Source organism: Sphingobium trunci (genome assembly GCF_022664535.1).
Classification (GTDB): Bacteria; Pseudomonadota; Alphaproteobacteria; order Sphingomonadales; family Sphingomonadaceae; genus Sphingobium.
This window is the reverse complement of sequence record NZ_JAKUJY010000005.1, coordinates 1-24,937: the sequence shown is the minus strand read 5'-3', so window position 1 is coordinate 24,937 and position 24,937 is coordinate 1. Positions and strand designations below refer to the sequence as shown.

Below are 24,937 nucleotides of genomic sequence, written 5' to 3'. Positions count from 1 at the left end.
AGCGATGAAGAGAATTTTCGGGTGGATGCCGGGCATTGCAAGCGCCATGGCCCAGGGTCCCTGGGGTGGCAAGAGCGACGGTCCGGACGGGAGCGAGGGCAAGGGCGGTGAAGGCAAGGGCGGCGAAGGCGGCCCGCGCAACCCATGGACGCAGCCGGGGCGGCCCACCGGTTCCAAGGGGCCTTCGGCGATCGAGGAACTGCTTCGCCGCAGCAAGGAAAGCTTCGGCCAGGGTGGTGGCGGCGGCTTCGGCCATCTGCCGCCCCGCCCCTCCGGCAAGGCCCTGTGGCCAGCGGCGGTCGGCATATTGGTGCTGCTGTGGCTGGTGCTGACCTGCTTCCACCGGGTAGGGCCGCAGGAACGCGGCGTGGTGACGCTGCTCGGCAAATATAGCCGCACCCTCTCGCCGGGCATCAGCCTGACATTGCCCGCGCCGCTTGAAAATGTGACCACGGTCGATGTCGAGGAAATCCGCACCATCGACATCGGATCGACCCGCGCGGAAAGCGAGAATCTGGTGCTGACCGGCGACCAGAATATCATCGATCTCGCCTATTCGGTGCGGTGGAACATCCGCAGCCCGGAACTCTACCTGTTCCAGCTTTCGGATCCCGACGCTTCGGTGCGGGAAGTCGCGGAAAGCGCGATGCGGTCGGTCGTCGCCAGCGTCAGCCTGGACGATGCGCTGGGCGCGGGCCGCACGGGGATCGAGCAGCAGGTCGAGCAGCGGATGCAGGAAATACTGGACGGTTACAAATCGGGCATCCGCGTGCAGGGCGTCGCCATCAAGCAGGCCGATCCGCCGACCGCCGTCAACGACGCGTTCAAGGCCGTGTCCGCCGCGCAGCAGACCGCCCAGACCTATCTCAACGAGGCCCGCGCCGCCGCGCAGCAGGTGACGGCCAAGGCGCAGGGCGAGGCAGCGGCCTTCGACAAGGTCTATGAGCAGTACAAGCTTTCGCCCGACGTGACCCGCCGCCGCATGTATTATGAAACCATGGAGGGCGTCCTGTCGAACGTCGACAAGACCATCGTCGAAAGCGGCAATGTGACGCCGTACCTGCCGCTGCCCGAACTCAAGCGCAAGGCGCAGGCCGCCGCCGCACAGGGCACCGCCACCGGGGAGGGCCAGTGATGCAGGGCCTGATCCGTCATCCCGTCGCACTTGCGCTGCTGGCCATCGCGGCGCTGCTGCTGCTCGGCAGCACCATCGCCATCGTGCCCGAAACCAAGCAGGGCGTGATCGTGCGCTTCGGCGATCCCAAGAAGATCATCAACCGCTATCGCCCGAACGAGGATTTCGGCAAGACCGGCGCGGGCGTCATCTTCCGCTGGCCGTTCATCGACCAGATCGTCTGGATCGACAAGCGCGTCCTGTCGGTCGAGATGGAGCGGCAGCAGGTGCTGTCGACCGACCAGTTGCGGCTTCAGGTGGATGCCTTCGCCCGCTTTCGCATCGTGGATCCACTGCGCATGTATATCGCGGCGGGCAGCGAGGAGCGCGTGTCCGATGCGCTGCGCCCGATCCTGGGGTCCGCGCTGCGTAACGAGCTGGGCAAGCGGCCCTTCGCCGCGCTGCTGTCGCCCGAACGGGGCCAGGTGATGGACAATATCGAGGCGGGCCTGAACCGCGTCGCCCGCCAATATGGCGCGCAGATCGTCGATGTCCGCATCAAGCGCGCCGACCTGCCCGACGGCGCGCCGCTGGAAAGCGCCTTCACCCGCATGCGTACCGCGCGGGAGCAGGAAGCGCTCACCATCCGCGCGCAGGGCGCCAAGCAGGCGCAGATCATCCGCGCCGAAGCCGACGCCAACGCCGCCCGCATCTATGCCGAAAGTTTCGGCAAGGACGCCCAATTCTACGATTTCTATCGCGCGATGCAGGCCTATCGTTATACCTTCGCACCAGACAAGCAGGGTTCGACCACCATGGTCCTGTCCCGCGACAATGATTTTCTGAAGCAGTTTCAGGGGCGTTGATTTCATTACGGAACCAGCGCCATTCAATGACGGTTAAGGCAAGGCGGCGCATCCCACTCTCCCGCAGAGTCCCGCCCCTTCCTTCGCCAAGTTCATGAGAGGACCGTCACGAGTGCGTTACGCTTATGCCATTACCGGTGCCCTGCTGCTCGGCGGCACCGCCATTGCCGTAACCTCCAGCCCCAATGTCGGGGCACAGATCGCGCAGAATGAGGGGATGCAGGCCGCTGCTCCCGCGGGCGCGCCGGCCAGCCTGGCCGACATGGTCGAAAAGCTGCAACCGGCCGTGGTCAATATTTCGACCAGGCAGCGGGTGCAGGTGCAGAATCCTTTCGCGGGCACACCCTTCGGCGACCTGTTCGGCCAGCAGGGCGGCAAGCCGCAGACGCGCCAGGCCCAATCGCTGGGTTCGGGTTTCATCATCTCGGCCGACGGCTATATCGTCACCAACAACCATGTGGTGTCGGCCGGAGCCGAAGGCGCGAGCGTCGATTCCATCACGGTGACGCTGACCAACAGCGAGGAATATCCCGCAAGGCTGGTCGGCCGCGACCCCGCGACCGACATCGCCGTGCTCAAGATCGAGCCGAAAAAGGCCCTGCCCTTCGTCAAGTTCGGCGACAGCACCAAGGCGCGCGTCGGCGACTGGGTGATCGCCATCGGCAACCCCTTCGCGTTGTCGGGCACGGTGACGGCGGGCATCATTTCCGCCGTGCATCGCGGCACCGGCGGCACCTATGACAAGTTCATCCAGACCGATGCGTCGATCAACCAGGGCAATAGCGGTGGCCCGATGTTCGACATGCGCGGCAATGTGATCGGCATCAACAGCCAGATCCTTTCGCCTTCGGGCGGCAATGTCGGCATCGGCTTCGCCATCCCTTCGGAACAGGCGGCCCCGATCGTCGACACGCTGCGCAAGGGGCAGACCGTCAAGCGCGGCTATCTGGGCATCCAGATCAGCCCCTTGGGCGAAGATCTGGCGGACTCGCTGGGTCTTGCCAAGAATCGCGGCGAGTTCGTCCAGGGCGTCGAGCCGGGCAAGGGCGCCGACAAGGCCGGGATCAAGGCGGGCGACGTGATCGTCAGCGTCGCGGGCCAGGAAGTGACGCCGGACCAGAATCTCTCGTCCATCGTCGCCAACCAGCCGATCGGCGGACGCGTGCCGATCGTGCTGCTGCGCAACGGCCAGCGCCAGACGGTGACCGCCGTCGTCGGCGAACGCCCGTCAGAGGATGAGCTGAACGCCTTCGCCCAGCAGCAGGACGACGATTTCAGCCAGCAGCCGGACGGCCCCTCCAATGGCCAGGCCGCCCAGCAGTCGCTTGGCATCTCGGCGATTCCGCTGACGTCGACCATCATCCGCCAGCTCGGCATCGCGGCCGACACGCGCGGCATCGTCATCACGGCGGTCGACGCCTCGACCGATGCGGGGGCCAAGGGCCTGCGTCGCGGCGATGTCATCATCACCGCCAACAACCGCCCGGTCGCTACCCAGGCGGATCTGGACGCCCAGGTCAAGGCGGTCTCGGCGCAGGGCCGCAGCGCGATACTGCTGCAGGTGCTGCGCCGCGGCCAGCCCGCCGTGTTCCTGCCGGTGCGTCTGCGGGACAAATAAGCGGCTGAAACAAAGCCGGTCGTTACGGGTCGCGCTTGCCGGAAACCCTGTCATCCCTCTACAGAGAGGATGACAGACTCCGGTGGGCGCGGCCCGTCACATGAGTCCTTGTTGGCCGTGATTTCCGAGCCAGCGGGCGATCCGCCTGCTTCGAAATCACTAGTGGGGAGCATGACGCAGATGAGCGACGGCATTTTCATCGGCCTTGGCGCACCGGACAAGGATGGCGGCATTCCCCAGACGCTGAACCTGCGCAGGGCCAATCGCCATGGTCTGATCGCGGGTGCGACCGGCACCGGCAAGACCGTGACCTTGCAGGGCATTGCGGAGAGTTTTTCCGCGCTCGGCGTGCCGGTCTTCCTCGCGGACGTGAAGGGCGACCTGTCGGGCATTTCCATGGCCGGTTCCCCCACCGCGAAAAATGCCGACAAGCTGGTCGCGCGCGCCCAGGAAATCGGCATCGACAATTATAGCTATGCCGACAATCCCGCCATCTTCTGGGATCTCTATGGCGAGCAGGGCCATCCCGTCCGCACCACCGTCAGCGAAATGGGGCCGCTGCTGCTCTCCCGCCTGATGGGCCTTAACGAAACGCAGGAAGGCGTGCTGTCGATCGCCTTCAAATATGCCGACGAACAGGGGCTGCTGCTGCTCGACCTGGGCGATCTGCAGGCGATGCTGGCCTATTGCGCGGAGAATGCCGACACCCTGTCCGCCCAATATGGCAATGTGACCAAGGCCAGTGTCGGCGCGATCCAGCGGCAATTGCTTCAGCTCGAAAGCCAGGGCGGCGATCATTTCTTCGGCGAACCCGCGCTCGACATTCACGACATGCTGAAGGTCGACGACAAGGGGCGCGGCTATGTGAACGTGCTGGCTGCCGACAAGCTGATGCAGAGCCCCAAGCTCTACGCCACCTTCCTGCTCTGGCTGCTGTCCGAACTGTTCGAGACGCTGCCGGAGGTCGGCGACCCAGACAAGCCCGTCCTCGTCTTCTTCTTCGACGAGGCGCACCTGCTGTTCGACGACGCGCCCAAGGCACTGACCGACAAGATCGAGCAGGTGGTGCGGCTGATCCGTTCCAAGGGCGTCGGCGTCTATTTCGTGACGCAGAATCCGATCGACATTCCGGAGGATGTCGCGGGCCAGCTCGGCAATCGGGTCCAGCACGCACTGCGCGCCTTCACCCCGCGCGACCAGAAGGCAATCAAGGCGGCGGCCGACACCTTCCGCGTCAACCCGGATCTGAATGTCGAAACCGCCATCACCGAACTGAAGGTGGGCGAGGCGCTGGTGTCACTGTTGCAGGAGGATGGATCGCCCGGCATCGTCCAGCGCACGCTGATCGCGCCGCCCCGCTCGCGGCTAGGCCCGGTCGATGCCAAGGAACGGGCGATCATCCAGTCCATATCGCCCTGCGCGGGCAAATATGACACGCCGGTCAATCGCGAATCCGCCGAGGAGATCCTCGCCGCCAGGGGGCAGGCCGCCGCCGCCGCCGCCCAAGCCTCCAAGGCGCAGGCCGAAGCCGACAAGGCCGCCGCCGCGCAAGCCAAGATCGAGGCGAAGCAGCGCGAACAACAGCTCAAGGAACAGGCCCGGCAGGAGGCGGCGGCAGCCCGCGAAGCCGCCAAACCCTCCGCCTTCGACAAGGCGGTCCAGTCGGCCACCCGCTCCGCCGCTTCGTCCGTCGGGCGCCAGGTCGCCAATGAGCTGGGCCGCGCGGTGTTCGGCGGATCGAGCCGCAAAAGCTCCGGCGGGATCGCAGGGCAATTGGTACGCGGCATATTGGGCAGCCTGTTCAAATAGGCCCGAAGGAGAGGAGAAACCGCGATGCACAAGATGCCGCTCTGCGTGATGGGGATGGCTCTGGCCCTTCCCGCCGCCACCCCCGTCCACGCCCAGGATTATCGCGACCTGCACCGCGCCGCCGACGCCGCGATCGCCAGCGATATCGCCCGCGAGCGCCAGGCCGAACGCGACGCGAAACGCCAGCCCTACGCCTCCCCCGCCTATGGGTCGATCCACACTGCCGCCGCCGCGCGCAACGCCTGCGCCGCCAAGGCGCGGGAAGAAGCGGGGCCGGGCACCAAAATCCTTGGCCGCATCGCCGCCAGCACCATGTCGACCGGCTGGGAAGTGGAGGGTGAGGTCGGCCCGTTCGACGGCCAGCGCTCGGTCCCGTTCGTCTGTTCGGTGCGCAATGGATCGGTGAGCGGGATCAGGCTCCAGCCCGACCGTTAAGCGGCTGCGATCGCGCCACAAGCCAGACCATCAACGCCACAAATATTGCTGCGCCCTTTCTCTACCGATATGGTTGCGGGCGGCTTTGCGCAGGCGCTAAAGGAGAGCCATGCATAGCCCCCCTGCTCCCCGCCATCCCCTGAGCTTCGGCAATTTCCGCGCCTATCTGCTGGGGCGGCTGACGGCGGTGCTGGCGCAATATGCGATGATGATCGTGCTGGCGTGGCAGGCCTATAATGTCGCGCGCGAAACCATGGGCACGGCGGGGGCATCGGCCCAGCTCGGCCTGATCGGCCTGGCGCAGCTCCTGCCGCTCTTCTTCCTGACCCCCGTCACCGGCTGGGTCGCTGACCATTTCGACCGGCGCAAGATCACCCGCTTCACCCTGACGCTGTTGGTGCTGGCATCGGGGACACTCGCCTTCGCGACCTATGAGGGCCGGGTCAGCCTGCCGCTGATCTTCGGCATTGCCGCCATTGTCGGCATCGCCCGCGCCTTCAACGGCCCGGCCTACAGCGCGCTCGCCCCCAATCTGATCCCGCGCGAGGTGTTGCCCAACGCCATCGCCATTTCCAGCGTCGTCTGGCAGGCGGGCATGATCGCGGGACCGGCGCTGGGCGGCTATGCCTATGCGATCCAGCCCTGGGGTGCCTATGCGCTGGCATCCGGGCTGTTCGCCGTCGCGCTGCTCTGCATGCTGCTGATCGGCCCGGTGCCCCAGCCGCCGCGCGACACCAGCCGCCATCCGGTCCGCCAGATGATCGACGGCCTGACCTATGTGCGCGGCAACCGGCTGGTGCTGGCGGCGATCACGCTCGATCTGTTCGCCGTGCTGCTGGCGGGAGCCACGGCGCTGCTGCCGGTCTATGCGCGCGACATCCTGCATGTCGGTTCGCGGGGACTGGGACATCTGGCCGCCTCCCCCGGCATCGGCGCGGGCGTCACCGCCCTCTTCTTCTCCTTCCGTCCGATGAAGACGGAGGTCGGCCTCAAGATGCTGGGCGCGGTGGTCCTGTTCGGCATCGCCACCATCATCTTCGGCAGCACCGCCTTCCTGCCCCGCGCGATCGCGCAGGGAGTGGGCATTGCCGCGTTGATCCTGCTGGGATCGGCCGACATGGTGTCGGTCTATGTCCGCCAGTCGCTGATCCAGCTCCACACGCCCGACGAGATGCGCGGCCGCGTCTCCAGCCTGTCGCAGCTCACCATTTCCGCCTCCAACGAGCTGGGCGAGGCGGAATCCGGCTTCCTCGCCGCCTTGGTCGGCCCGGTCGCGGCGGTGATCGGCGGCGGGATCGGCGCCATTCTCATCACCCTTGCCTGGGCGAAGCTCTTTCCAGAACTGCGCCTTGCTCGTACCTTCGACCCACCTGAGACAAAGGCGGCCGATTCCATCCAGGAGAAAGCTTTATGAAGGCATCCAGCATATTGGAAACCATCGGCAATACGCCGCATATCCGCGTCAACCGGCTGTTCGGCGATGCGGAGGTGTGGATCAAGTCCGAACGGTCCAACCCCGGCGGGTCGATCAAGGATCGAATCGCGCTGTCGATGATCGAGGCGGCCGAGGCTTCGGGCGACCTGAAACCCGGCGGCACCATCATAGAGCCGACATCGGGCAATACCGGCGTGGGGCTGGCGATGGTCGCGGCGGTCAAGGGTTACAAGCTGATCCTCGTCATGCCCGAAAGCATGAGCCTGGAACGCCGCCGCCTGATGCTGGCCTATGGCGCGAGCTTCGACCTGACGCCGCGCGAGAAGGGCATGAAGGGCGCGATCGAACGCGCGCTGGAACTGGTCGATCAGACGCCCGGTTCGTGGATGCCGCAACAGTTCGAGAATTCCGCCAATATCGACGTCCATGTCCGCACCACGGCACAGGAGATCGCGGCGGACTTCGCCGATGCGCCCATCGACGTGCTGATCACCGGCGTCGGCACCGGCGGCCATATTACCGGCACGGCGGAAGTGTTGAAGAAGCTCTGGCCCAACCTCAAAGTCTATGCGGTCGAACCGACCCTGTCGCACGTCATCAGCGGCGGCCAGCCCGGCCCGCACCCGATCCAGGGCATCGGCGCGGGCTTTATTCCGGCGAACCTGCACACCCAGCTGCTGGACGGCGTGATCCAGGTCGATCCCGCCGACGCCAAGGAGTTCGCCCGCAGGGCCGCGCGTGAGGAAGGCGTGCTGGTCGGCATCTCGTCGGGCGCGACGCTCGCCGCCATCGCGCAGAAGCTGCCGGAACTTGCGCCGGGCAGCCGCGTTCTGGGCTTCAACTATGACACCGGCGAACGCTATCTGTCGGTGCCCGACTTCCTGCCCGAATAAGGCGGGGGATCAGGCAATCCCGGACCGGGCATGACCGACGACACCCTATCGGGCCAGCCACATCGCGCGATGTGGCTGCTCTGGCTACTGTTGTTCGTCGGCCTGCCCGCGCTGGTTGCCGCATGGGAAGCGCAGGCGCCAAAGGCCAAGGCCACGCGTATAGATATGGTGTCGGCCGCCCAGCTCAAGCGCCCCGGCACCCCGCCGCCACCGGTCGAACCCGTCGATTTCTACGCGCTGGACCGGGACCAGGCACGGGCCTTCAACGCCGCCGTCCCCTTTTCCCGCCTGCCCAATCCGGCGGCGCGCCCGTTTCTCTTCGTCGGGTCCGAGACAGACCTCGCCCGCGCCACCGATTGTCTCGCGGCGGCGCAGATCTATGAGGCGGGCGACGAAGCGGTGGGCGAGCGGGCGGTGGCGCAGGTCGTGCTCAACCGGGTGCGGCATCCCGCCTTCCCCAAGACCGTCTGCGGCGTCGTCTTTCAGGGGCAGGAGCGGGCCACCGGCTGCCAGTTCACCTTCACCTGCGATGGCGCGCTGGCTCGCATGCCCAGCCAGGCGGCCTGGGAACGGGCGCGGGAGATCGCGAAATCCGCGCTCGCGGGCCGGGTCTACAAACCGGTCGGCTATGCCACCCATTATCATACCGACTGGGTCGTTCCCTATTGGAGCGGCAGCCTGGACAAGATCGGCGCAGTCGGCACCCATCTTTTCTTTCGCTGGCGCGGCTGGTGGGGAACGCCGCCCGCCTTCCGCCGGACCGGCGGGAATGGCGAGCCGCTGATCGAACGCATCGCGCGCCTGTCCGCCGCGCATCAGGGCGGACCGCAGGACGCGCCCGTTGCCTCGCCGCTGGTTCTGGCCGGGGGCGCGATCGCCGATCTGGTTGCCCGGCCGCAGCAGATGATCGGCGCGGACTCGCTCGGCAAGATGATGGCCGGGGTGAGGCTGATCGCGATCGCGCCGGGGGCCAGAAGCTTCCTCGTGGAACTGGGTCGTGGCACCGTTCCGGACAGCTGGCCGCTGCTGGCGCAGACCTTCTGCGCGGGGCGACCGGAATGCCGGATCATGGCCTGGCGGGTGGGCGCGGCGCCCGCCGGCCTGCCGCTGTCGGGCGATCAGATGGAAAGCATGGCCTTCGCCTATATCCACAACAGCGCGACGGGATTGCAGCGATCCCTGTGGAATTGCGCCGACACGCCCCGCGCGAACAAGGATGAGTGCATGCGCCAGCGCCTGCCCGCGGCAGCGGCAGAGGCGCCCGCCCCGGCGCCGGAACTGGCCGGAGTGCGCCGCAAGGACCGTTTCGAAACGGTCAGGATCACGCCCCCGCCGGTCCCGGTGGTCCAGCCGCAGACGACCTTACCGCCGGCCAAGCCCTGAGATTATTCCTCCAGGGGACTGAGGCGCGGCAAGGCGCCGATGCGCGCGACCAGTTCGGACTGGCGGCTGCAATCCATCTTCACATAGATATTCTTGATCTGCGTGCGGATGGTATTGAGCGCCACGCCGCGCTCGGCCGACAATTCCTCCAGCCCGCGCCCGGTGCAAAGCGCCTGTGCCACCTCCGCCTCCGCGCGGGTCAGGCCGTAGAGCGCCCGGATGCGGCTGGAGAGGCTGACATCCTGGTCCGCCGGATCGGTGGCGATGGCGACGATCTGCCGGTCCATTCCCACCCGGACGGAAGCGATGGACAGCATGTAGGGCGGCTCCAATCCGCGATGGACGAAGATCGCGCTCGCCTGCGTGCCCTGCCGCGCCGAAGCCGCCCGCAAGGCGGCCTGAAACGCCTCGTCATCGCGCGGATCGCGGGCCGACACCCGCCGCTGGCGCAGGGTCAGCGCGTCGCCCCGCCGCAGCATCGCGTCGGCCGCCCTGTTGCCGTCGATCAACGTGCCGTTGGGACTGAGGATGAAGACGGCATGTCCCACCATGTCGAGCGCGGCCTGCAAGGAACGGCCATGCTGGTTTGCGCGGTCGAGCTTGCTGCGGATCGCGAACATGCGGCCGATATGGCCCATGCTGTCCTGCATCGCCTCCACTTCCTGCCTGCTGAAGGGCTTTTGCGTGCGTCCGCGATGCAGCCCGATATGGCCGGTCGTGCCGTCCTTCTGGATGACGCCCCCTATACAGCGGAAGGTGTCGTCGCCCATGGGCCGGATCCATTCATTGTAGATGCGGCTGCCCTCATAGGCGCGATCGGGCACGATGGCCTCGATGTCCAGCAGGCGATTGACCGTCGCCAACCGGTCCAGCGCGGCGCCCCAGATATCGTCCGCCTGAAATTCGTCGTCATAGACGGCCATCTGCGCGTCGGAAAAATAGCCGGAGTAGGAAATCTCCGCGACATGATCCGGGGAAAAGCCCCAATGGAGCACGCCCGATCGCGCCCCGACCGCTTCGGCCAGCGTCGCTGCCAGCCGGGCAAAGGCCGCATCGTCGGTCGCGGCATCGTAAATTTCTTCCGTGCGTATCACGGCTCCACCCCAATCTGCCCCCAAACCGACTCGAACAGGGAAGCACCCGAAAGTCAATTTATCGAGATTAAGCACAGAGTTTTTGTGTTGCATTGCACAAAGCCGACATTGCCCCATTCCATTGTCGCGGCCTGGAGGCTGTTTGGTAATGCCGCGCCAGAGGCGTCCAGCGCGCATTTCCAAACAGCCTCTTAACAGATAGGCAATTGCCGTGAGCCGCCTTCCCCCACCCCTTCCCATCGTCCAGCATCAGGATCATGCGCGCTGGCTGCCGGTGGCGGCCCTGTCGGCCATGACCCTGTTGATCCAGGGCACGACCCTGATGTCGCTGGGCGTTGTGCTGCCCGCAATGGCGGCGGATCTCGGCGGACAGGCGGGCAGCGCCGCGACGGCTTTCCTGCTGGCGATGAGCATCGCCAACCTGCCCGTCGGCTGGGCGCTGGACCGGATCGGCGCGCGGCCGGTCCTGCTTGCCGGCATCATCCTGAGCGCCGCCGGTTTCGCCCTGGCTTTCGTTGCACGGGATCTCGTCTGGCTGGCCGCGGCCATGGCAGTGACCGGTGCAGGCGTCGGCGCATCCACCATCGTGCCCGGCATCGCCATCATCACGTCCCTGCACAACGCGCGGAGGGGGCTGGCGCTGGCGCTGTTTCTCGGCGCCGCCGTGGCGGCAGGTGCGGTCGTACCGCCCTTTGCCGGAGCGGCCATCGACCATCATGGCTGGCGCACGGCCCTGTTGCTGGGGGCGACGGTCATCGCGCTGACCTGTCCATTGCTGGTGCTGCTGGTTCCCGGCGGACGGATCAGGGGGGAAGCCAGTCATGCCAGCTCGCCCTGGGCGGCACTATGCAGCGCGCGCTTCTGCCGGTTCGTCCTTGCCATGACCTTGCTGCAACTGGCGATCAACGGCGTTCTGCTCGGCGCCGTCGACGCGCTGATGGCGCAGGGCTTGACGCGGCCGCGCGCGGTCGCCGCCTATAGCAGCGCCAATCTGCTGGGCCTGCCCGCCTTGTTGCTGGGCGGCATGGTGGCCGACCGGCTGGGTGCGCGGCGCAGCCTGATCGCGGCCGTGCTGCTGCTGGCGATGGGGACGGTCGCGCTGATCGGGGTGCGGGCGATGGCGATGCCGGGCGTGACGGCGTTCGTCCTGCTATGGGGCGTCGCCAGCGCCCTGCCGGGCCAGTCGGGATCGATGCTGCTTGCCGACACGGTGTCGCCCGATGCCTTCCCGCGGGCATTGGGCCTCAACACCGCGATCATCAGCCTGGTGGGCGCGCTGGCGCCGGTCTGGACAGACCAGATGCGCCAGATGAGCGGCGGCTACACGCTGCCGGTGCTGGTCTATGCGGGACTGGCGCTGGCGGCGGTGCCCCTCATCGCACTGGCTGCCCCTTCAAAGGCTCAAACGGGCTGACAGGCCTATGGTGCGTGGCCGCTGTGCCATTTCCCTCAGCGGCGACCCCGTCACCGGCACCAGATCCGCATTGCGATACAGCACCGCGCGGCTGTCCAGCAGATTGTCGGCGAAGACGGAAAGCTGCCAGCCATCCCGGCCCGCGCCGACGCGCAGGAAGAGGATGTCGCTCCCCTCCCCTGCATAGACGCGCGGGTCATAGGCCACGGACTGGCGCGAGGGTGCGCGGCGATAGCGCCCTGCATGCTGCCATTCGGACCGTATGAAGCCATCCAGCCCGCGCCAGGCAAAGCCATATTCCGCCGACAGCGTTCCCGACCAGCGGGGCACATAGGGCACCCGGTCCCCCACCGCGACGATGCTGCCCGTCCCATCCGCGCGGGGCAGCCCGACATTCCGTCGGAAACGCGCATCGATAAAGCCCAGCGAAAGATCGAGGGTCAGCGGCGGCACCGGCCTTGCCTGCACGGCCAGTTCCATCCCCTGATTGCGGGCGGCGCCCAGATTGTCGATATAGGAAAAGCCGCAATTGGGCAGGGTGATGGACTGCTGGATATGGCGCCAGTCGATGCGGAAGGCCGCGAGCGACAGGTTCCATGCCCGCCCCCCCGCCTTTGCCCCGGCCTCATAGCTCCAGAGCGAATCCGGCGCATAGCTGTCCGGCGCCTTCGTGCGGCCCAGCGCCGACAGGTCGGCGGCGCAACTGCTGGCGGGCACAGCGCCATTGGTGCCGCCGCTGCGGAACCCCTTGCCTGCGCTGAGGTAGACAAGGCTTTCGCCGGACGGGTGCCAGGACAGGCTGGCATAGGGGGTGACGGGCGTCCCGCTTTGGCGCCGGGGGCCAATGGCGTTGCTGCCCCCGGCTAACGGTCCTTCCGACGTCAGGCGAAAGCTCAGGGGATTGTAGGAGACGCGCAGCCCCGCCGTCGCTTCCCAGCGCGGCGCGAACGCCCAGCTCGCCTGGCCGAAACCGGCCAGGGTGCGTTCGCCGATCTGCTGCCGGCTATGATAGCTCTGCCCGCCGGGCAGCAGCGGCAGGCCGAAAATATCCTCGATCGACAGCCCCAGTTGCGCCTGCGCCAGTTGCTCGACCCCCGGCTCCACCACCCGCTGTGCCATGACGATGCGCGACCGGCGATAAAAACCGCCGATCAGCCAGCGCACCGGTGCCTGCGGATCGTTCGAGGCGATGCGGATTTCCTGGGTGAAATTGCGCTGGGCAACGGTGGTGCGGCTGTAGCTGCCGCCCGGCGTGCGGATGCCGGGCACGGCGCCGCCCAGCACGATCTCCCCGAAAAAGCCGGAATAATCGACGATCTGTCTGTTGTCCCGGTCAAGCCAGGCAGTGACGCTGGTCAGCGTCGCGCCACCCAGGTCCAGCCGCGCGGTCAGGCTGGGCAGGACGAGCCGGTCGCGGCCCGGCTGGCGCACGCTGGCGGACTGGCGGAATGGACCGAGGGTGGATTCGTAGAAGGGCAGATCGGCCCGCCGGGTCCTTTGATAGAAAAGCGCAGGGGTCAGTTCCAGCCGCTCGCCCAGCGCCGCCTTCACCGCGAGCCGCACACCAAGGGTCGCGACAGGGTCGATATTGTCCTGAACCTCCGCGCCGCCGGCCGGATCGAGACGATCGACGACCCCGGCGTCCCGGCGATAATAGCCGCTCGCCCGCACCCCGATCCGGTCCGGGACCAGCGCGCCACCCCATGCCCCCCTTATTTCCCGCGTGAGGCCGCCGCCCTTCACCGCCGCCAGTTCGCCGCTCACCTCCGCATCCATGCCGGACAGTTCCGGCTGCCGGGTCAGATAGCGAATGGTGCCACCCATGCTGTTGGCGCCGAACAGGCTTCCCTGCGGGCCGCGCAGCACCTCCACCCGTTCCAGGTCGAAGCTGCGCAGATCGGGATTGCCCGCCACCTCCAGCGAGCGGATCTGCACTGGCACATCGTCGACATAGATGCCCACGGTGGACGCGCCGATATTCGAGAAGACGCCCCTTATGGTAGGCTGCTGCGCCCCGAAGGCGCCGACGGTCGGAACCGTCAGATTGGGCACCGATCCGGCGATATCCGCCAGCGTGCCGGCACCGCTGCGCTCCAGATGCTTGCTGCCGAGCCGCACCATGCTGATCGGGACGCCATTCTCCTGTTCGGGAACGCGGCGAGCCGTGACGATGACGGCCTCTTCCTCCTCCGACAGGCTCGCCTCGGCAGCCTCTCGCGCCCGCCAATCCTCCTGACCCTGGGCCGGCACCCCGGCGGTAGACAGCGCAAAAGACGTGGCGCACAGGAGCGGCCGCCTTTTCACATCAGCCACCGGATCAGGCCAAGGGGTTGAACGGGTGGAGAATCATTCCATCTCTGTACAAGAACGGCACCCTGCATCAACCAGCGTAGGTCGAGGACGCAAAATCGCCTTCCCCCTTCACAAAAGGACGGGGCGGTCCTATATGGGCAGTTCAAATCCGGTCCACGCACTGCTTCCCGGCGCTGTGAGGATCGTCCCCCGGATCGCTCGGGGATCGGCTTCGATTAGCGCGCGAAGCCGGCGGGATTGGGCGAAAACGGCGGGTTACAAGACGCTGACAGTGCGGATCGGACAGTCCCGGCCCGCACTTTTTTGCGTGGCGGCTAAGGGGCGAATCACCCCCGGAAGCGGCCATGTCGGGCTGAATTTTCGCTGCGATGCGAAAAAATGCGACGAACGAAACAGGCAGGATACGCAATGGCGACCAAGGCTCTCCCCCCGATCAGCAATACCGGCGCGAAGAAGCGCATCAGAAAGGTATTCGGCGACATCCACGAAGTGGTGCAGATGCCGAACCTGATCGAGGTCCAGCGGGAGAGCTATGAACAGTTCCTCCGCTCCGACCCGTCGATCGGCTATGTCTCCGGCCTCGAAAAGACCCTGCGCTCGGTCTTCCCGATCCGCGACTTTGCCGGCACCGCCGAAATGGACTTCGTCCATTACGAGCTGGAAGAGCCGAAATACGACGTAGAGGAATGCCGTCAGCGCGGCATCACCTATGCGGCGCCGATGCGCGTCACCCTGCGCCTGATCGTGTTCGAGGTGGACCAGGACACCGAAACCCGCTCCGTGCTCGATATCAAGGAGCAGGACGTCTATATGGGCGACATGCCGCTCATGACCCAGAACGGCACCTTCATCGTCAACGGGACCGAGCGCGTCATCGTGTCGCAGATGCACCGTTCGCCGGGCGTGCTGTTCGACCATGACCGGGGCAAGACCCACTCGTCGGGCAAATATCTGTTCGCCGCGCGCGTCATCCCCTATCGCGGTTCGTGGCTGGACTTCGAATTCGATGCCAAGGACATCGTCAACGTCCGCATCGACCGCAAGCGCAAGCTGCCGGTCACGGCGCTGCTCTATGCGCTGGGCCTGACGCCGGAGGACATGCTCGGCTATTTCTACAACAAGGTCACCTTCGTCCGCGGCGAAGGCGGCTGGCAGATTCCCTATACCGCCGAAGCATGGCGCGGCCAGAAGCCGGCCTTCGACATCGTCGACGCCAAGTCTGGCGAAGTCGTCTTCGCCGCCGGTCACAAGATTTCGCCCCGCGCCGCCAACAAGGCGGAGAAGGACGGTCTTGAGACCCTGCTGATCCCGACCGAGGAAGTCTATGGCCGTTACAGCGCCTATGACCTCATCAACGAGAGCACCGGCGAGATCTACATCGAAGCTGGCGACGAAGTGTCGCCGGAAAATCTCGAAAAGCTGGACAAGGCGGGCATCGATCGCCTCGAACTGCTCGACATCGACCATGTCACCACCGGTCCGTGGATCCGCAACACGCTGAAGGCCGACAAAGCCGAGGAACGCGACCAGGCGCTGGCCGACATCTATCGCGTGATGCGCCCTGGCGAACCGCCGACGAAGGAAACCGCCGAAGCGCTGTTCGCTGGCCTGTTCTTCGATCCGGAGCGCTATGACCTCTCGGCCGTCGGCCGCGTGAAGCTCAACATGCGCCTCGACCTCGATGCCGAGGACACGGTCACCACCCTGCGCGTCGAGGACATCCTCGCCGTGGTCAAGGAACTGGTGAACCTGAAGGACGGCAAGGGCGAGATCGACGATATCGACAATCTCGGCAACCGCCGCGTCCGCTCGGTGGGCGAACTGCTGGAGAACCAGTATCGCGTCGGGCTTCTCCGCATGGAGCGCGCCGTCAAGGAGCGCATGTCGAGCGTCGACGTCTCGACCGTGATGCCGAACGACCTCATCAACGCCAAGCCGGCCGTGGCCGCCGTTCGCGAGTTCTTCGGCTCCTCGCAGCTCTCGCAGTTCATGGACCAGACCAACCCGCTGTCGGAAGTCACCCACAAGCGCCGTGTGTCGGCGCTTGGGCCGGGCGGTCTGACCCGCGAGCGCGCAGGTTTCGAAGTCCGCGACGTTCACCCGACCCATTATGGCCGCATCTGTCCGATCGAAACGCCGGAAGGCCCGAACATCGGTCTGATCAACAGCCTCGCGACCTTCAGCCGCGTGAACAAGTACGGCTTCATCGAGACCCCCTACCGCAAGGTGATCGACGGCAAGGTGACCAATGAGGTCGTCTATCTGTCGGCGATGGAAGAAGCCAAGCACACCATCGCGCAGGCGAACGCCGAGCTGAACGCCGACGGCACGCTGGCCGAAGACCTGATCTCGGCACGTGAAGCGGGCGAATTCCTGATGGCGCCCAAGGACCACATCACCCTGATGGACGTCAGCCCCAAGCAGCTGGTGTCGGTCGCGGCCTCGCTGATCCCGTTCCTTGAGAACGACGACGCCAACCGCGCGCTCATGGGTTCGAACATGCAGCGTCAGGCGGTGCCGCTGGTCCGGGCTGAGGCGCCGTTCGTCGGCACCGGCATGGAAGGCACGGTTGCACGGGACTCCGGCGCTGCCATCGCGGCTCGCCGGGCGGGCATCATCGACCAGGTCGACGCGACCCGTATCGTTATCCGCGCCACCGGCGATATCGAACCCGGCCAGTCGGGCGTCGATATCTACACGCTCCAGAAGTTCCAGCGCTCCAACCAGGACACCTGCATCAACCAGCGTCCGCTGGTGAAGGTGGGCGACCTGATCGAGGCCGGCGACGTGATTGCCGACGGCCCGTCGACCGAGTTCGGCGAGCTGGCGCTGGGCCGCAACACGCTGGTCGCGTTCATGCCCTGGAACGGCTACAACTACGAGGACTCCATCCTGATCTCCGAGCGGATCGTGAAGGATGACGTCTTCACCTCGATCCATATCGAGGAGTTCGAGGTCATGGCCCGCGACACCAAGCTGGGTCCGGAAGACATCACGCGCGACATTCCGAACGTCGGCGAGGAAGCGCTGCGCAACCTCGACGAGGCGGGCATCGTCTATATCGGCGCCGAGGTGGAGCCGGGCGATATCCTGGTCGGCAAGATCACCCCCAAGGGTGAATCGCCGATGACCCCGGAAGAAAAGCTGCTCCGCGCGATCTTCGGTGAAAAGGCGAGCGACGTGCGCGACACCTCGCTGCGCCTGCCGCCGGGCGTCGCCGGTACGGTCGTGGAAGTGCGCGTCTTCAACCGCCACGGCATCGACAAGGACGAACGCGCCATGGCGATCGAGCGGGAGGAAATCGACCGCCTCGCCAAGGACCGTGAGGACGAACGCGCCATCCTCAACCGCGCGACCTTCAATCGCCTCCAGGAAATGCTGCTGGGCCAGACCGCCACGGCCGCTCCCAAGGGCGTGCGCAAGGGCGTGGAGATCGACGAAGCCCTGCTGGCTGAGGTCGAGCGTCATGAATGGTGGAAGTTCGCGGTGGCGGACGACGCCCGCCAGGCCGGCATCGAAGCCGTCAAGGCGCAGTATGACGAAGCGGTGAAGCTGATCGTCGAGAAGTTCGAGGACCGCGTCGACAAGCTGCAGCGCGGCGACGAGCTGCCCCCGGGCGTGCTCAAGATGGTCAAGGTCTTCGTCGCGGTGAAGCGCAAGCTGCAGCCGGGCGACAAGATGGCCGGCCGTCACGGCAACAAGGGCGTCATCTCGCGCATCCTGCCGATCGAGGACATGCCGTTCCTGGAAGACGGCACCCATGTCGACATCGTGCTGAACCCGCTGGGCGTGCCGTCGCGCATGAATGTCGGGCAGATCTTCGAAACGCACCTCGGCTGGGCCGCACGCGGCCTCGGCCAGCAGCTCAAGCATGCGCTGGAGGATTGGCGCGAAGCCAATCCGAACGCGCAGGGCGGCGAGATGCCCGATGCGGTCAAGACCCGCCTGCTGGAAACCTATGGGCCGCAATATGCCGACCAGATCGAAGGCCGCACGGCCGAGCAGATCGTCGATCTGGCCGAGCATCTGGCACGCGGCGTGCCGATGGCGACCCCGGTGTTCGACGGCGCCCGCGAAGCCGACGTGTCGGCGATGCTAGAGCTGGCGGGCCTGCACTCGTCGGGCCAGTCGGACCTGTATGATGGCCGCACCGGCGACCGTTTCGACCGCAAGGTGACTGTCGGCATCATCTACATGCTGAAGCTGCACCACCTGGTCGACGACAAGATCCACGCCCGTTCCATCGGCCCCTACAGCCTCGTCACCCAGCAGCCGCTGGGCGGCAAGGCGCAGTTCGGCGGCCAGCGCTTCGGTGAAATGGAGGTGTGGGCGCTCCAGGCCTATGGCGCCGCCTACACGCTGCAGGAAATGCTGACGGTGAAGTCGGACGACGTGGTGGGCCGGACCAAGGTCTATGAAGCGATCGTCAAGGGCGACGACACGTTCGAGGCTGGCATCCCCGAAAGCTTCAACGTGCTGGTCAAGGAAATGCGCTCGCTGGGCCTCAACGTCGAACTCGCCGCGATGGACGAGATCGAGGACGACGACGGCTTCGCGCAGGCGGCGGAATAAGGGTTGCCGGGCGCTGCCGGTCGGCGGCGCCCCCTCCCCTTTCTTCGCCCGGAAAATTTTACCCTCTAGAGGGACGTGAATTATGAACGAACTGACCAACTTCGCGAACCCGGTCCAGAAGCCGGAAACCTTCGACCAGATCCAGATCGGCCTTGCCTCGCCCGAGCGCATCCGCTCGTGGTCCTTCGGCGAGATCAAGAAGCCGGAAACCATCAACTACCGTACGTTCAAGCCCGAACGCGACGGCCTGTTCTGCGCCCGCATCTTCGGTCCGATCAAGGATTACGAGTGCCTGTGCGGCAAGTATAAGCGCATGAAGTATAAGGGCATCGTCTGCGAAAAATGCGGTGTCGAAGTCACGGTGTCGAAGGTCCGCCGCGAACGGATGGGCCATATCGAACTGGCCGCGCCCGTCGCGCACATCTGGTTCCTGAAGTCGCTGCCCTCGCGCATCGGCCTGCTGCTCGACATGCAGCTCAAGCAGCTTGAGCGCGTCCTTTACTTCGAGAGCTACATCGTCACCGAGCCGGGCCTGACCCCGCTGGAGAAGTATCAGCTTCTGACCGAAGACGAGCTGCTCGACGCGCAGGACGAATATGGCGAGGACGCCTTCTCGGCCGGCATCGGTGCGGAAGCGGTCAAGCAGATGCTGATGGACCTCGACCTGGAGGGCGAGAAGCAGGCGCTGCTGGACGAGCTGGCCGTCACCAAGTCGGAGCTCAAGCCCAAGAAGATCATCAAGCGGCTCAAGGTCGTCGAGAGCTTCCTCGATTCCGGCAACCGTCCGGAATGGATGATCCTGGACGTCGTGCCGGTCATTCCGCCGGAACTGCGCCCGCTGGTGCCGCTGGACGGCGGCCGCTTCGCGACCTCGGACCTGAACGATCTCTATCGTCGCGTCATCAACCGCAACAACCGCCTGAAGCGGCTGATGGAACTGCGCGCGCCGGACATCATCGTCCGCAACGAAAAGCGCATGTTGCAGGAGGCCGTCGACGCCCTGTTCGACAATGGCCGCCGCGGCCGCGTCATCACCGGCGCGAACAAGCGTCCCTTGAAGTCCCTGTCCGACATGCTGAAGGGCAAGCAGGGCCGCTTCCGTCAGAACCTGCTCGGCAAGCGCGTCGACTATTCGGGCCGTTCGGTCATCGTGACCGGCCCGGAACTCAAGCTGCACCAGTGCGGCCTGCCCAAGAAGATGGCGCTCGAACTGTTCAAGCCCTTCATCTACGCCCGCCTCGACGCCAAGGGTCTGTCCATGACGCTCAAGCAGGCGAAGAAGTGGGTCGAGAAGGAGCGCAAGGAAGTCTGGGACATTCTGGACGAGGTGATCCGCGAGCATCCGGTCATGCTGAACCGCGCGCCGACGCTCCACCGCCTCGGCATCCAGGCGTTCGAGCCGGTGCTCATCGAGGGCAAGGCGATCCAGCTGCACCCGCTCGTCTGCTCGGCCTTCAACGCCGACTTCGACGGCGACCAGATGGCCGTCCACGTTCCGCTCTCGCTGGAAGCCCAGCTGGAAGCGCGCGTGCTGATGATGTCGACCAACAACATCCTCAGCCCCGCGAACGGCAAGCCGATCATCGTCCCCTCGCAGGACATGGTTCTCGGTATCTATTATCTGTCCATGGAGCGCGAAGGCGAGCCGGGCGAAGGCATGCTGCTGGCCGACATGCAGGAGGTCCATCAGGCCCTCTATGCCAAGGCCGTCACCCTGCACTCGAAGATCATCAGCCGCGTGCCGCAGACCGACGTACAGGGTCAGCAGTATATGAAGCGCTTCGAGACGACGCCGGGCCGCATGTTGCTGGGCGAGTGCCTGCCCAAGAGCCACAAGGTGCCCTTCGACGTCGTCAACCGCCTTCTCACCAAGAAGGAAATCGGGGACGTCATCGACCAGGTCTATCGTCACACCGGCCAGAAGGACACGGTGCTGTTCGCCGACGCCATCATGGCGCTGGGCTTCCGCCACGCGTTCCAGGCCGGCATCTCGTTCGGCAAGGACGACATGGTGATCCCGGATTCGAAGACGGCGATGGTCGACGAAACCAAGGCGCTGGTGGCTGACTATGAGCAGCAATATCAGGACGGCCTGATCACCCAGCAGGAAAAGTACAACAAGGTGATCGACGCCTGGAGCCGTTGCGGCGACCAGGTCGCGAACGCCATGATGGACGAAATCCGCGCCCAGCCCAAGGACCCGCAGACCGGCCGCATGGCCCAGATCAACTCGATCTACATGATGGCGCACTCCGGTGCCCGTGGTTCGCAGGCCCAGATGAAGCAGCTCGCCGGCATGCGCGGCCTGATGGCCAAGCCTTCGGGCGAGATCATCGAAACGCCGATCATCTCGAACTTCAAGGAAGGCCTGACCGTCCTTGAATATTTCAACTCGACCCACGGCGCTCGCAAGGGCCTGGCCGACACCGCGCTCAAGACGGCGAATTCGGGTTACCTGACCCGCCGTCTGGTCGACGTGTCGCAGGACTGCACCGTCGTCGAGGAAGATTGCGGCACCGAAAAGGCGCTGGAGATGAAGGCCATCGTTCAGGGTGGTTCGGTCATCGCCTCGCTCGGCGAGCGTATCCTGGGCCGCACCACGGCGCAGGACATCGTCGACAGCAAGGACGGCTCGGTCATCGTGCCGATCGGCACGCTGCTGGACGAAGCCCTCGTGGCGCAGATCGAAGCCATCGGCACGCAGGCCGTGAAGATCCGCAGCCCGCTGATCTGCGAAAGCAAGATGGGCGTGTGCGGCAAGTGCTACGGCCGTGACCTCGCCCGTGGTACGCCGGTCAATATCGGTGAAGCGGTCGGCGTCATCGCGGCGCAGTCCATCGGTGAACCGGGTACGCAGCTCACCATGCGGACCTTCCACATCGGCGGCGCGGCGAACTTCAACGAAACGTCGAACCTCGAATCCATGTCGGACGGCACGATCGAGCTGCGCGACATGCCGACCATCACCGACAAGAATGGCCGCCGCCTCAGCCTCGCCCGCAACGGCGAGATCGCGATCATCGACTCCGAAGGCCGCGAACGCGAGACGCACCGCCTGCCTTACGGCGCCACCATCCTGTTCGCGGATGGCGACACCGTGAAGAAGGGCGACCGCTTCGCCGAGTGGGACCCCTTCACCATGCCGGTGATCACCGAAAAGCCGGGTATCGTGAAGTATCAGGATCTGATCGACGGCAAGACGCTGACCGAGCAGACCGACGAAGCGACCGGCATCGCCCAGCGCGTCGTCACCGAGCATCGCGGGTCCGCCCGCACCAAGGAGGATCTGCGTCCGCGCCTTACCCTGCTCGACGACCAGTCGGGCGAAGCCGCCCGCTACATGCTGGCGGTGGGTGCGACCCTGTCGGTGGAAGATGGTCAGGCGGTCCAGGCCGGTGACGTGCTGGCGCGTGTCAGCCGCGAAGCCGCGAAGACCCGCGACATCACCGGCGGTCTGCCGCGCGTCGCCGAACTGTTCGAAGCCCGCAAGCCCAAGGACAATGCGATCATTGCCAAGGTTTCGGGCCGCGTGCAGTTCCTCAAGGATTACAAGGCGAAGCGCAAGATCGCCATCAATCCCGAGGATGGCGGCGAGCCGGTCGAATATCTGATCCCCAAGAGCAAGGTGATCGACGTTCAGGAAGGCGACTATGTGAAGCGCGGCGACAATCTGATCGGTGGTTCGCCCGACCCGCATGACATATTGGAAGTGCTCGGCATCGAGCCGCTGGCCGAATATCTGGTCGCCGAAATCCAGGAAGTCTATCGCTTGCAGGGCGTGAAGATCAACGACAAGCATATCGAGACGATCGTTCGTCAGATGCTGCAGAAGGTCGAGATAACCGTGTCCGGCGACACCACCCTGCTGGTGGGCGAGCAGGTCGACCGCGAGGAAATGGACGAGATCAACGCCAAGCTTGCACCGGGCTTCCAGCCCGCGGAGGGCAAGCCGGTGCTGCTCGGCATCACCAAGGCCTCGCTCCAGACGCGTTCGTTCATCTCGGCGGCGTCCTTCCAGGAAACCACGCGCGTGCTCACGGAAGCGGCGGTCCAGGGCAAGAAGGACACGCTGGTGGGCCTCAAGGAAAATGTCATCGTCGGCCGCCTCATCCCGGCAGGTACCGGCGCTGGCATGAACCGGATGCGGGTTGCCGCCTCGTCGCGCGATGCGGCGATGCGAGCCGCCCTGCGCGCCTCTGCCCAGGTCGACCTGATCGCGCCCAAGACGGCTGCCGAGGAGCATGCCGCCGAACTGCGCCAGGGTCCGGAAGCGGCCATCGGCGACGATCCGCTGGCGGCCGTCCAGGGTGAGGATTTCACCACCGAGGACATGGAATAAGCGCTTTGAAAATAAGGGAGCCGCTTCCTATGTCGGGAAGCGGCTCCCCAGCCTTTCGTCCCTCCGGGGATCGATGAAGAGCCCGCCGGAAGCGACAGCTTGTTCCGGCGGGCTTTCTCTTTCTGCTGCGGCATTTTTCGCGAAATTTCTGGCGCAAATCCTGTCGCAATCCTCTTGACCAATCCGAAAACCCCGCCTATCTGCGCGTCTCCGGTGAGCCACTGGTTCGCCCTGATGCCCGATCCTCTAATGGTAAGAGAGCGGACTCTGACTCCGTCAATCAAGGTTCGAATCCTTGTCGGGCATCCAGACTTTCCCAAGGAAAACCGGCAACTTCGCGGAACCGATCGTCTGCCCGGCCCGCAATCCCGTGTTGCAATGGGAACCTGCGCAATTCGCCCTTGTCCGCTGATTTCCGGACGTTCCCGGCGGCTCCATGCAACATGGATGCAACATGCAAAAGGACCGGATGGACAGTCCCCTATCCCTCGCCCTCCTCGTCGCTATCTTCGCGGGTCTTCATGTATTCCAGTTGCATGCCCTGCCCTGGCGCTGCATTGACCGACCGGCAACCAGAAGCGCCGGCACCGCCATTTGATCTCCTCCAGGCCGCGGACCATTCATCCACTTTGCGTGGAGCCTAAACGACGGCTATAGGTTGGCATTGCATGAGCTTGTTGGACCACACCATCGCCGCACTGGCGGCCCAGGCGATCGTCGGTCGGCTTACGCGAAACTGGTGGCTCGGGGCTGCGCTGCCTTCAGCCTACTTTGTCGGCCGCGAGATTGCCCAAGCCGAATATCGCTGGATAGAGCGCTTCGGCGGAGGTCTGCGCGCCAACATGCCCTGGTGGGGCCCGCTCGATATCCGGGTCTGGCCCAAGCTGGATCAATGGGTGGACTGGATCGGGCCGGTTGTAACCACATGCCTGCTTGCATGGATTGTCCAGCGGCGCGGGCGATAACAGGGCTCTCTTCAAACCGGCGCAATTTTATGCCGGCGCCCAGGCTGGGCAGACAATAATCGCCCCATCCGTTTATTTGCACGCGCCAGGGAAGCCGTCATGGCGCTGTCATCGAAATCGGCCTATCTGGTGCACATGAATATCGGTTCATATTTCCGTCTGGAGGGCGTCCTGGTCGCTGGAGCGGTCAGCCTCTACGTCCAGGCGCGCAATGGCGCGCTTTGGGAAATCGGCCTGTTGAAGAATGTCGGCCATCTCCTGCAAACCAACGTCATCGTGGAGGGCATCCGCACCGGTGCCGAAGCCATAGCGGTGAACTGGATAGAGGCGTGCGAGCCGATCCGAAGGACGCTTAGCCCGGCTGGAATGTAGCCCACGCCCGGCTGAACGCGCAGCCGCGGCTGCATTCCCGGCCGGTTGCGTCTATGGATCTGATTTTTGAGGTTCTCGCTACTGACGGCTAAGGCCTTGGGCGCGACGGCCCGCCGACATGCAACAGATCGACGGCAGGTTTTTTGTTTTCGCGTCCTTTCAAGCGCAAAGCCGGTTCCCACTTTTGCGCCCGATGCCGTAGACCCGCAGCAGCGAGGCCTAGCGGGCAGGCGGGCAATCCTTCACACAGTTGACGTCCGGTGCCGGGGTCAGCCCACCGGTGGCGCTGATGGAAGCCCCGTTGCCCAGCCTGTG

The 24,937-nt window shown here is 65.4% G+C and carries 15 protein-coding genes and 1 tRNA gene; 14 read left to right on the top strand and 2 right to left on the bottom strand.

Going from position 1 to position 24,937, the window contains the following annotated elements; translation table 11 throughout:
* Positions 1–4 precede the first annotated feature (4 nt).
* From hflK to MJ601_RS05980, 8 genes are all read left to right on the top strand, one after another.
* The gene (hflK, locus tag MJ601_RS06015; RefSeq protein ID WP_242124344.1) at positions 5–1,135 is read left to right on the top strand and encodes an FtsH protease activity modulator HflK; all 1,131 of its coding nucleotides are present in this window, start codon (positions 5–7) and stop codon (positions 1,133–1,135) included.
* The gene (hflC, locus tag MJ601_RS06010) at positions 1,135–1,980 is read left to right on the top strand and encodes a protease modulator HflC (protein WP_242124343.1); all 846 of its coding nucleotides are present in this window, start codon (positions 1,135–1,137) and stop codon (positions 1,978–1,980) included. The genes hflK and hflC overlap by 1 nt, the downstream gene beginning before the upstream one ends.
* A gap of 112 nt (positions 1,981–2,092) precedes the next feature.
* Complete coding sequence (locus tag MJ601_RS06005; RefSeq protein ID WP_242124341.1) at positions 2,093–3,598, top strand: Do family serine endopeptidase; 1,506 nt, start codon at positions 2,093–2,095, stop codon at positions 3,596–3,598.
* A 180-nt stretch (positions 3,599–3,778) separates the two neighbouring features.
* Complete coding sequence (locus MJ601_RS06000) at positions 3,779–5,407, top strand: helicase HerA-like domain-containing protein (RefSeq protein ID WP_242124339.1); 1,629 nt, start codon at positions 3,779–3,781, stop codon at positions 5,405–5,407.
* Positions 5,408–5,431: 24 nt separating this feature from the next.
* Positions 5,432–5,842, top strand: coding sequence for a hypothetical protein (locus tag MJ601_RS05995; RefSeq protein WP_242124337.1), 411 nt, complete (start codon positions 5,432–5,434; stop codon positions 5,840–5,842).
* 109 nt (positions 5,843–5,951) lie between these two features.
* Positions 5,952–7,256, top strand: coding sequence for an MFS transporter (locus tag MJ601_RS05990; protein WP_242124335.1), 1,305 nt, complete (start codon positions 5,952–5,954; stop codon positions 7,254–7,256).
* Positions 7,253–8,170: a cysteine synthase A gene (cysK, locus tag MJ601_RS05985; protein ID WP_242124333.1), complete on the top strand. Its 918-nt coding sequence runs from the start codon at positions 7,253–7,255 to the stop codon at positions 8,168–8,170. The genes MJ601_RS05990 and cysK overlap by 4 nt, the downstream gene beginning before the upstream one ends.
* 30 nt (positions 8,171–8,200) lie before the next feature.
* On the top strand, positions 8,201–9,553 hold the full coding sequence (locus MJ601_RS05980) for a cell wall hydrolase (RefSeq protein ID WP_242124331.1): 1,353 nt from the start codon (positions 8,201–8,203) through the stop codon (positions 9,551–9,553).
* Positions 9,554–9,555: 2 nt separating this feature from the next.
* On the opposite strand, the gene MJ601_RS05975 is transcribed toward MJ601_RS05980, so the two are convergent.
* The gene (locus MJ601_RS05975; protein ID WP_242124329.1) at positions 9,556–10,647 is read right to left on the bottom strand and encodes a helix-turn-helix transcriptional regulator; all 1,092 of its coding nucleotides are present in this window, start codon (positions 10,645–10,647) and stop codon (positions 9,556–9,558) included.
* A gap of 211 nt (positions 10,648–10,858) precedes the next feature.
* On the opposite strand from MJ601_RS05975, the gene MJ601_RS05970 reads away from it, so the two are divergent.
* Positions 10,859–12,061 (top strand): MFS transporter, encoded by a 1,203-nt coding sequence (locus MJ601_RS05970; protein ID WP_242124327.1) that lies wholly within the window; start codon positions 10,859–10,861, stop codon positions 12,059–12,061.
* Here MJ601_RS05970 and MJ601_RS05965 read toward each other — a convergent pair.
* On the bottom strand, positions 12,041–14,374 hold the full coding sequence (locus MJ601_RS05965; protein WP_242124324.1) for a TonB-dependent receptor: 2,334 nt from the start codon (positions 14,372–14,374) through the stop codon (positions 12,041–12,043). The genes MJ601_RS05970 and MJ601_RS05965 overlap by 21 nt on opposite strands.
* Before the next feature lie 408 nt (positions 14,375–14,782).
* Between MJ601_RS05965 and rpoB the strand changes: the two genes are divergently transcribed.
* The 5 genes from rpoB (at position 14,783) to MJ601_RS05940 (ending at position 24,622) form a co-directional block, all read left to right on the top strand.
* On the top strand, positions 14,783–18,946 hold the full coding sequence (gene rpoB, locus MJ601_RS05960) for a DNA-directed RNA polymerase subunit beta (RefSeq protein WP_242124322.1): 4,164 nt from the start codon (positions 14,783–14,785) through the stop codon (positions 18,944–18,946).
* Positions 18,947–19,028: 82 nt separating this feature from the next.
* Complete coding sequence (gene rpoC / locus MJ601_RS05955; RefSeq protein ID WP_242124320.1) at positions 19,029–23,285, top strand: DNA-directed RNA polymerase subunit beta'; 4,257 nt, start codon at positions 19,029–19,031, stop codon at positions 23,283–23,285.
* A gap of 235 nt (positions 23,286–23,520) precedes the next feature.
* Positions 23,521–23,594, top strand: a tRNA-Gln gene (locus tag MJ601_RS05950).
* Positions 23,595–23,953: 359 nt separating this feature from the next.
* Entirely contained in the window at positions 23,954–24,250 is a 297-nt protein-coding gene (locus tag MJ601_RS05945; protein ID WP_242124318.1) for a hypothetical protein, read from the top strand.
* 99 nt (positions 24,251–24,349) lie between these two features.
* Positions 24,350–24,622, top strand: coding sequence for a DUF5818 domain-containing protein (locus MJ601_RS05940; RefSeq protein WP_242124316.1), 273 nt, complete (start codon positions 24,350–24,352; stop codon positions 24,620–24,622).
* Positions 24,623–24,937 lie beyond the last annotated feature (315 nt).

Excerpts from the sequence above, each read along its gene's own strand:
- MJ601_RS06000 (WP_242124339.1), top strand. The coding sequence starts at position 3,779 with ATGAGCGACGGCATTTTCATCGGCCTTGGCGCACCGGACAAGGATGGC.
- MJ601_RS05945 (WP_242124318.1), top strand. The coding sequence starts at position 23,954 with ATGAGCTTGTTGGACCACACCATCGCCGCACTGGCGGCCCAGGCGATC.
- cysK (WP_242124333.1), top strand. The coding sequence starts at position 7,253 with ATGAAGGCATCCAGCATATTGGAAACCATCGGCAATACGCCGCATATC.
- rpoB (WP_242124322.1), top strand. The coding sequence starts at position 14,783 with ATGGCGACCAAGGCTCTCCCCCCGATCAGCAATACCGGCGCGAAGAAG.
- MJ601_RS05995 (WP_242124337.1), top strand. The coding sequence starts at position 5,432 with ATGCACAAGATGCCGCTCTGCGTGATGGGGATGGCTCTGGCCCTTCCC.
- MJ601_RS05940 (WP_242124316.1), top strand. The coding sequence starts at position 24,350 with ATGGCGCTGTCATCGAAATCGGCCTATCTGGTGCACATGAATATCGGT.
- MJ601_RS05980 (WP_242124331.1), top strand. The coding sequence starts at position 8,201 with ATGACCGACGACACCCTATCGGGCCAGCCACATCGCGCGATGTGGCTG.
- rpoC (WP_242124320.1), top strand. The coding sequence starts at position 19,029 with ATGAACGAACTGACCAACTTCGCGAACCCGGTCCAGAAGCCGGAAACC.
- MJ601_RS05990 (WP_242124335.1), top strand. The coding sequence starts at position 5,952 with ATGCATAGCCCCCCTGCTCCCCGCCATCCCCTGAGCTTCGGCAATTTC.
- hflK (WP_242124344.1), top strand. The coding sequence starts at position 5 with ATGAAGAGAATTTTCGGGTGGATGCCGGGCATTGCAAGCGCCATGGCC.
- hflC (WP_242124343.1), top strand. The coding sequence starts at position 1,135 with ATGCAGGGCCTGATCCGTCATCCCGTCGCACTTGCGCTGCTGGCCATC.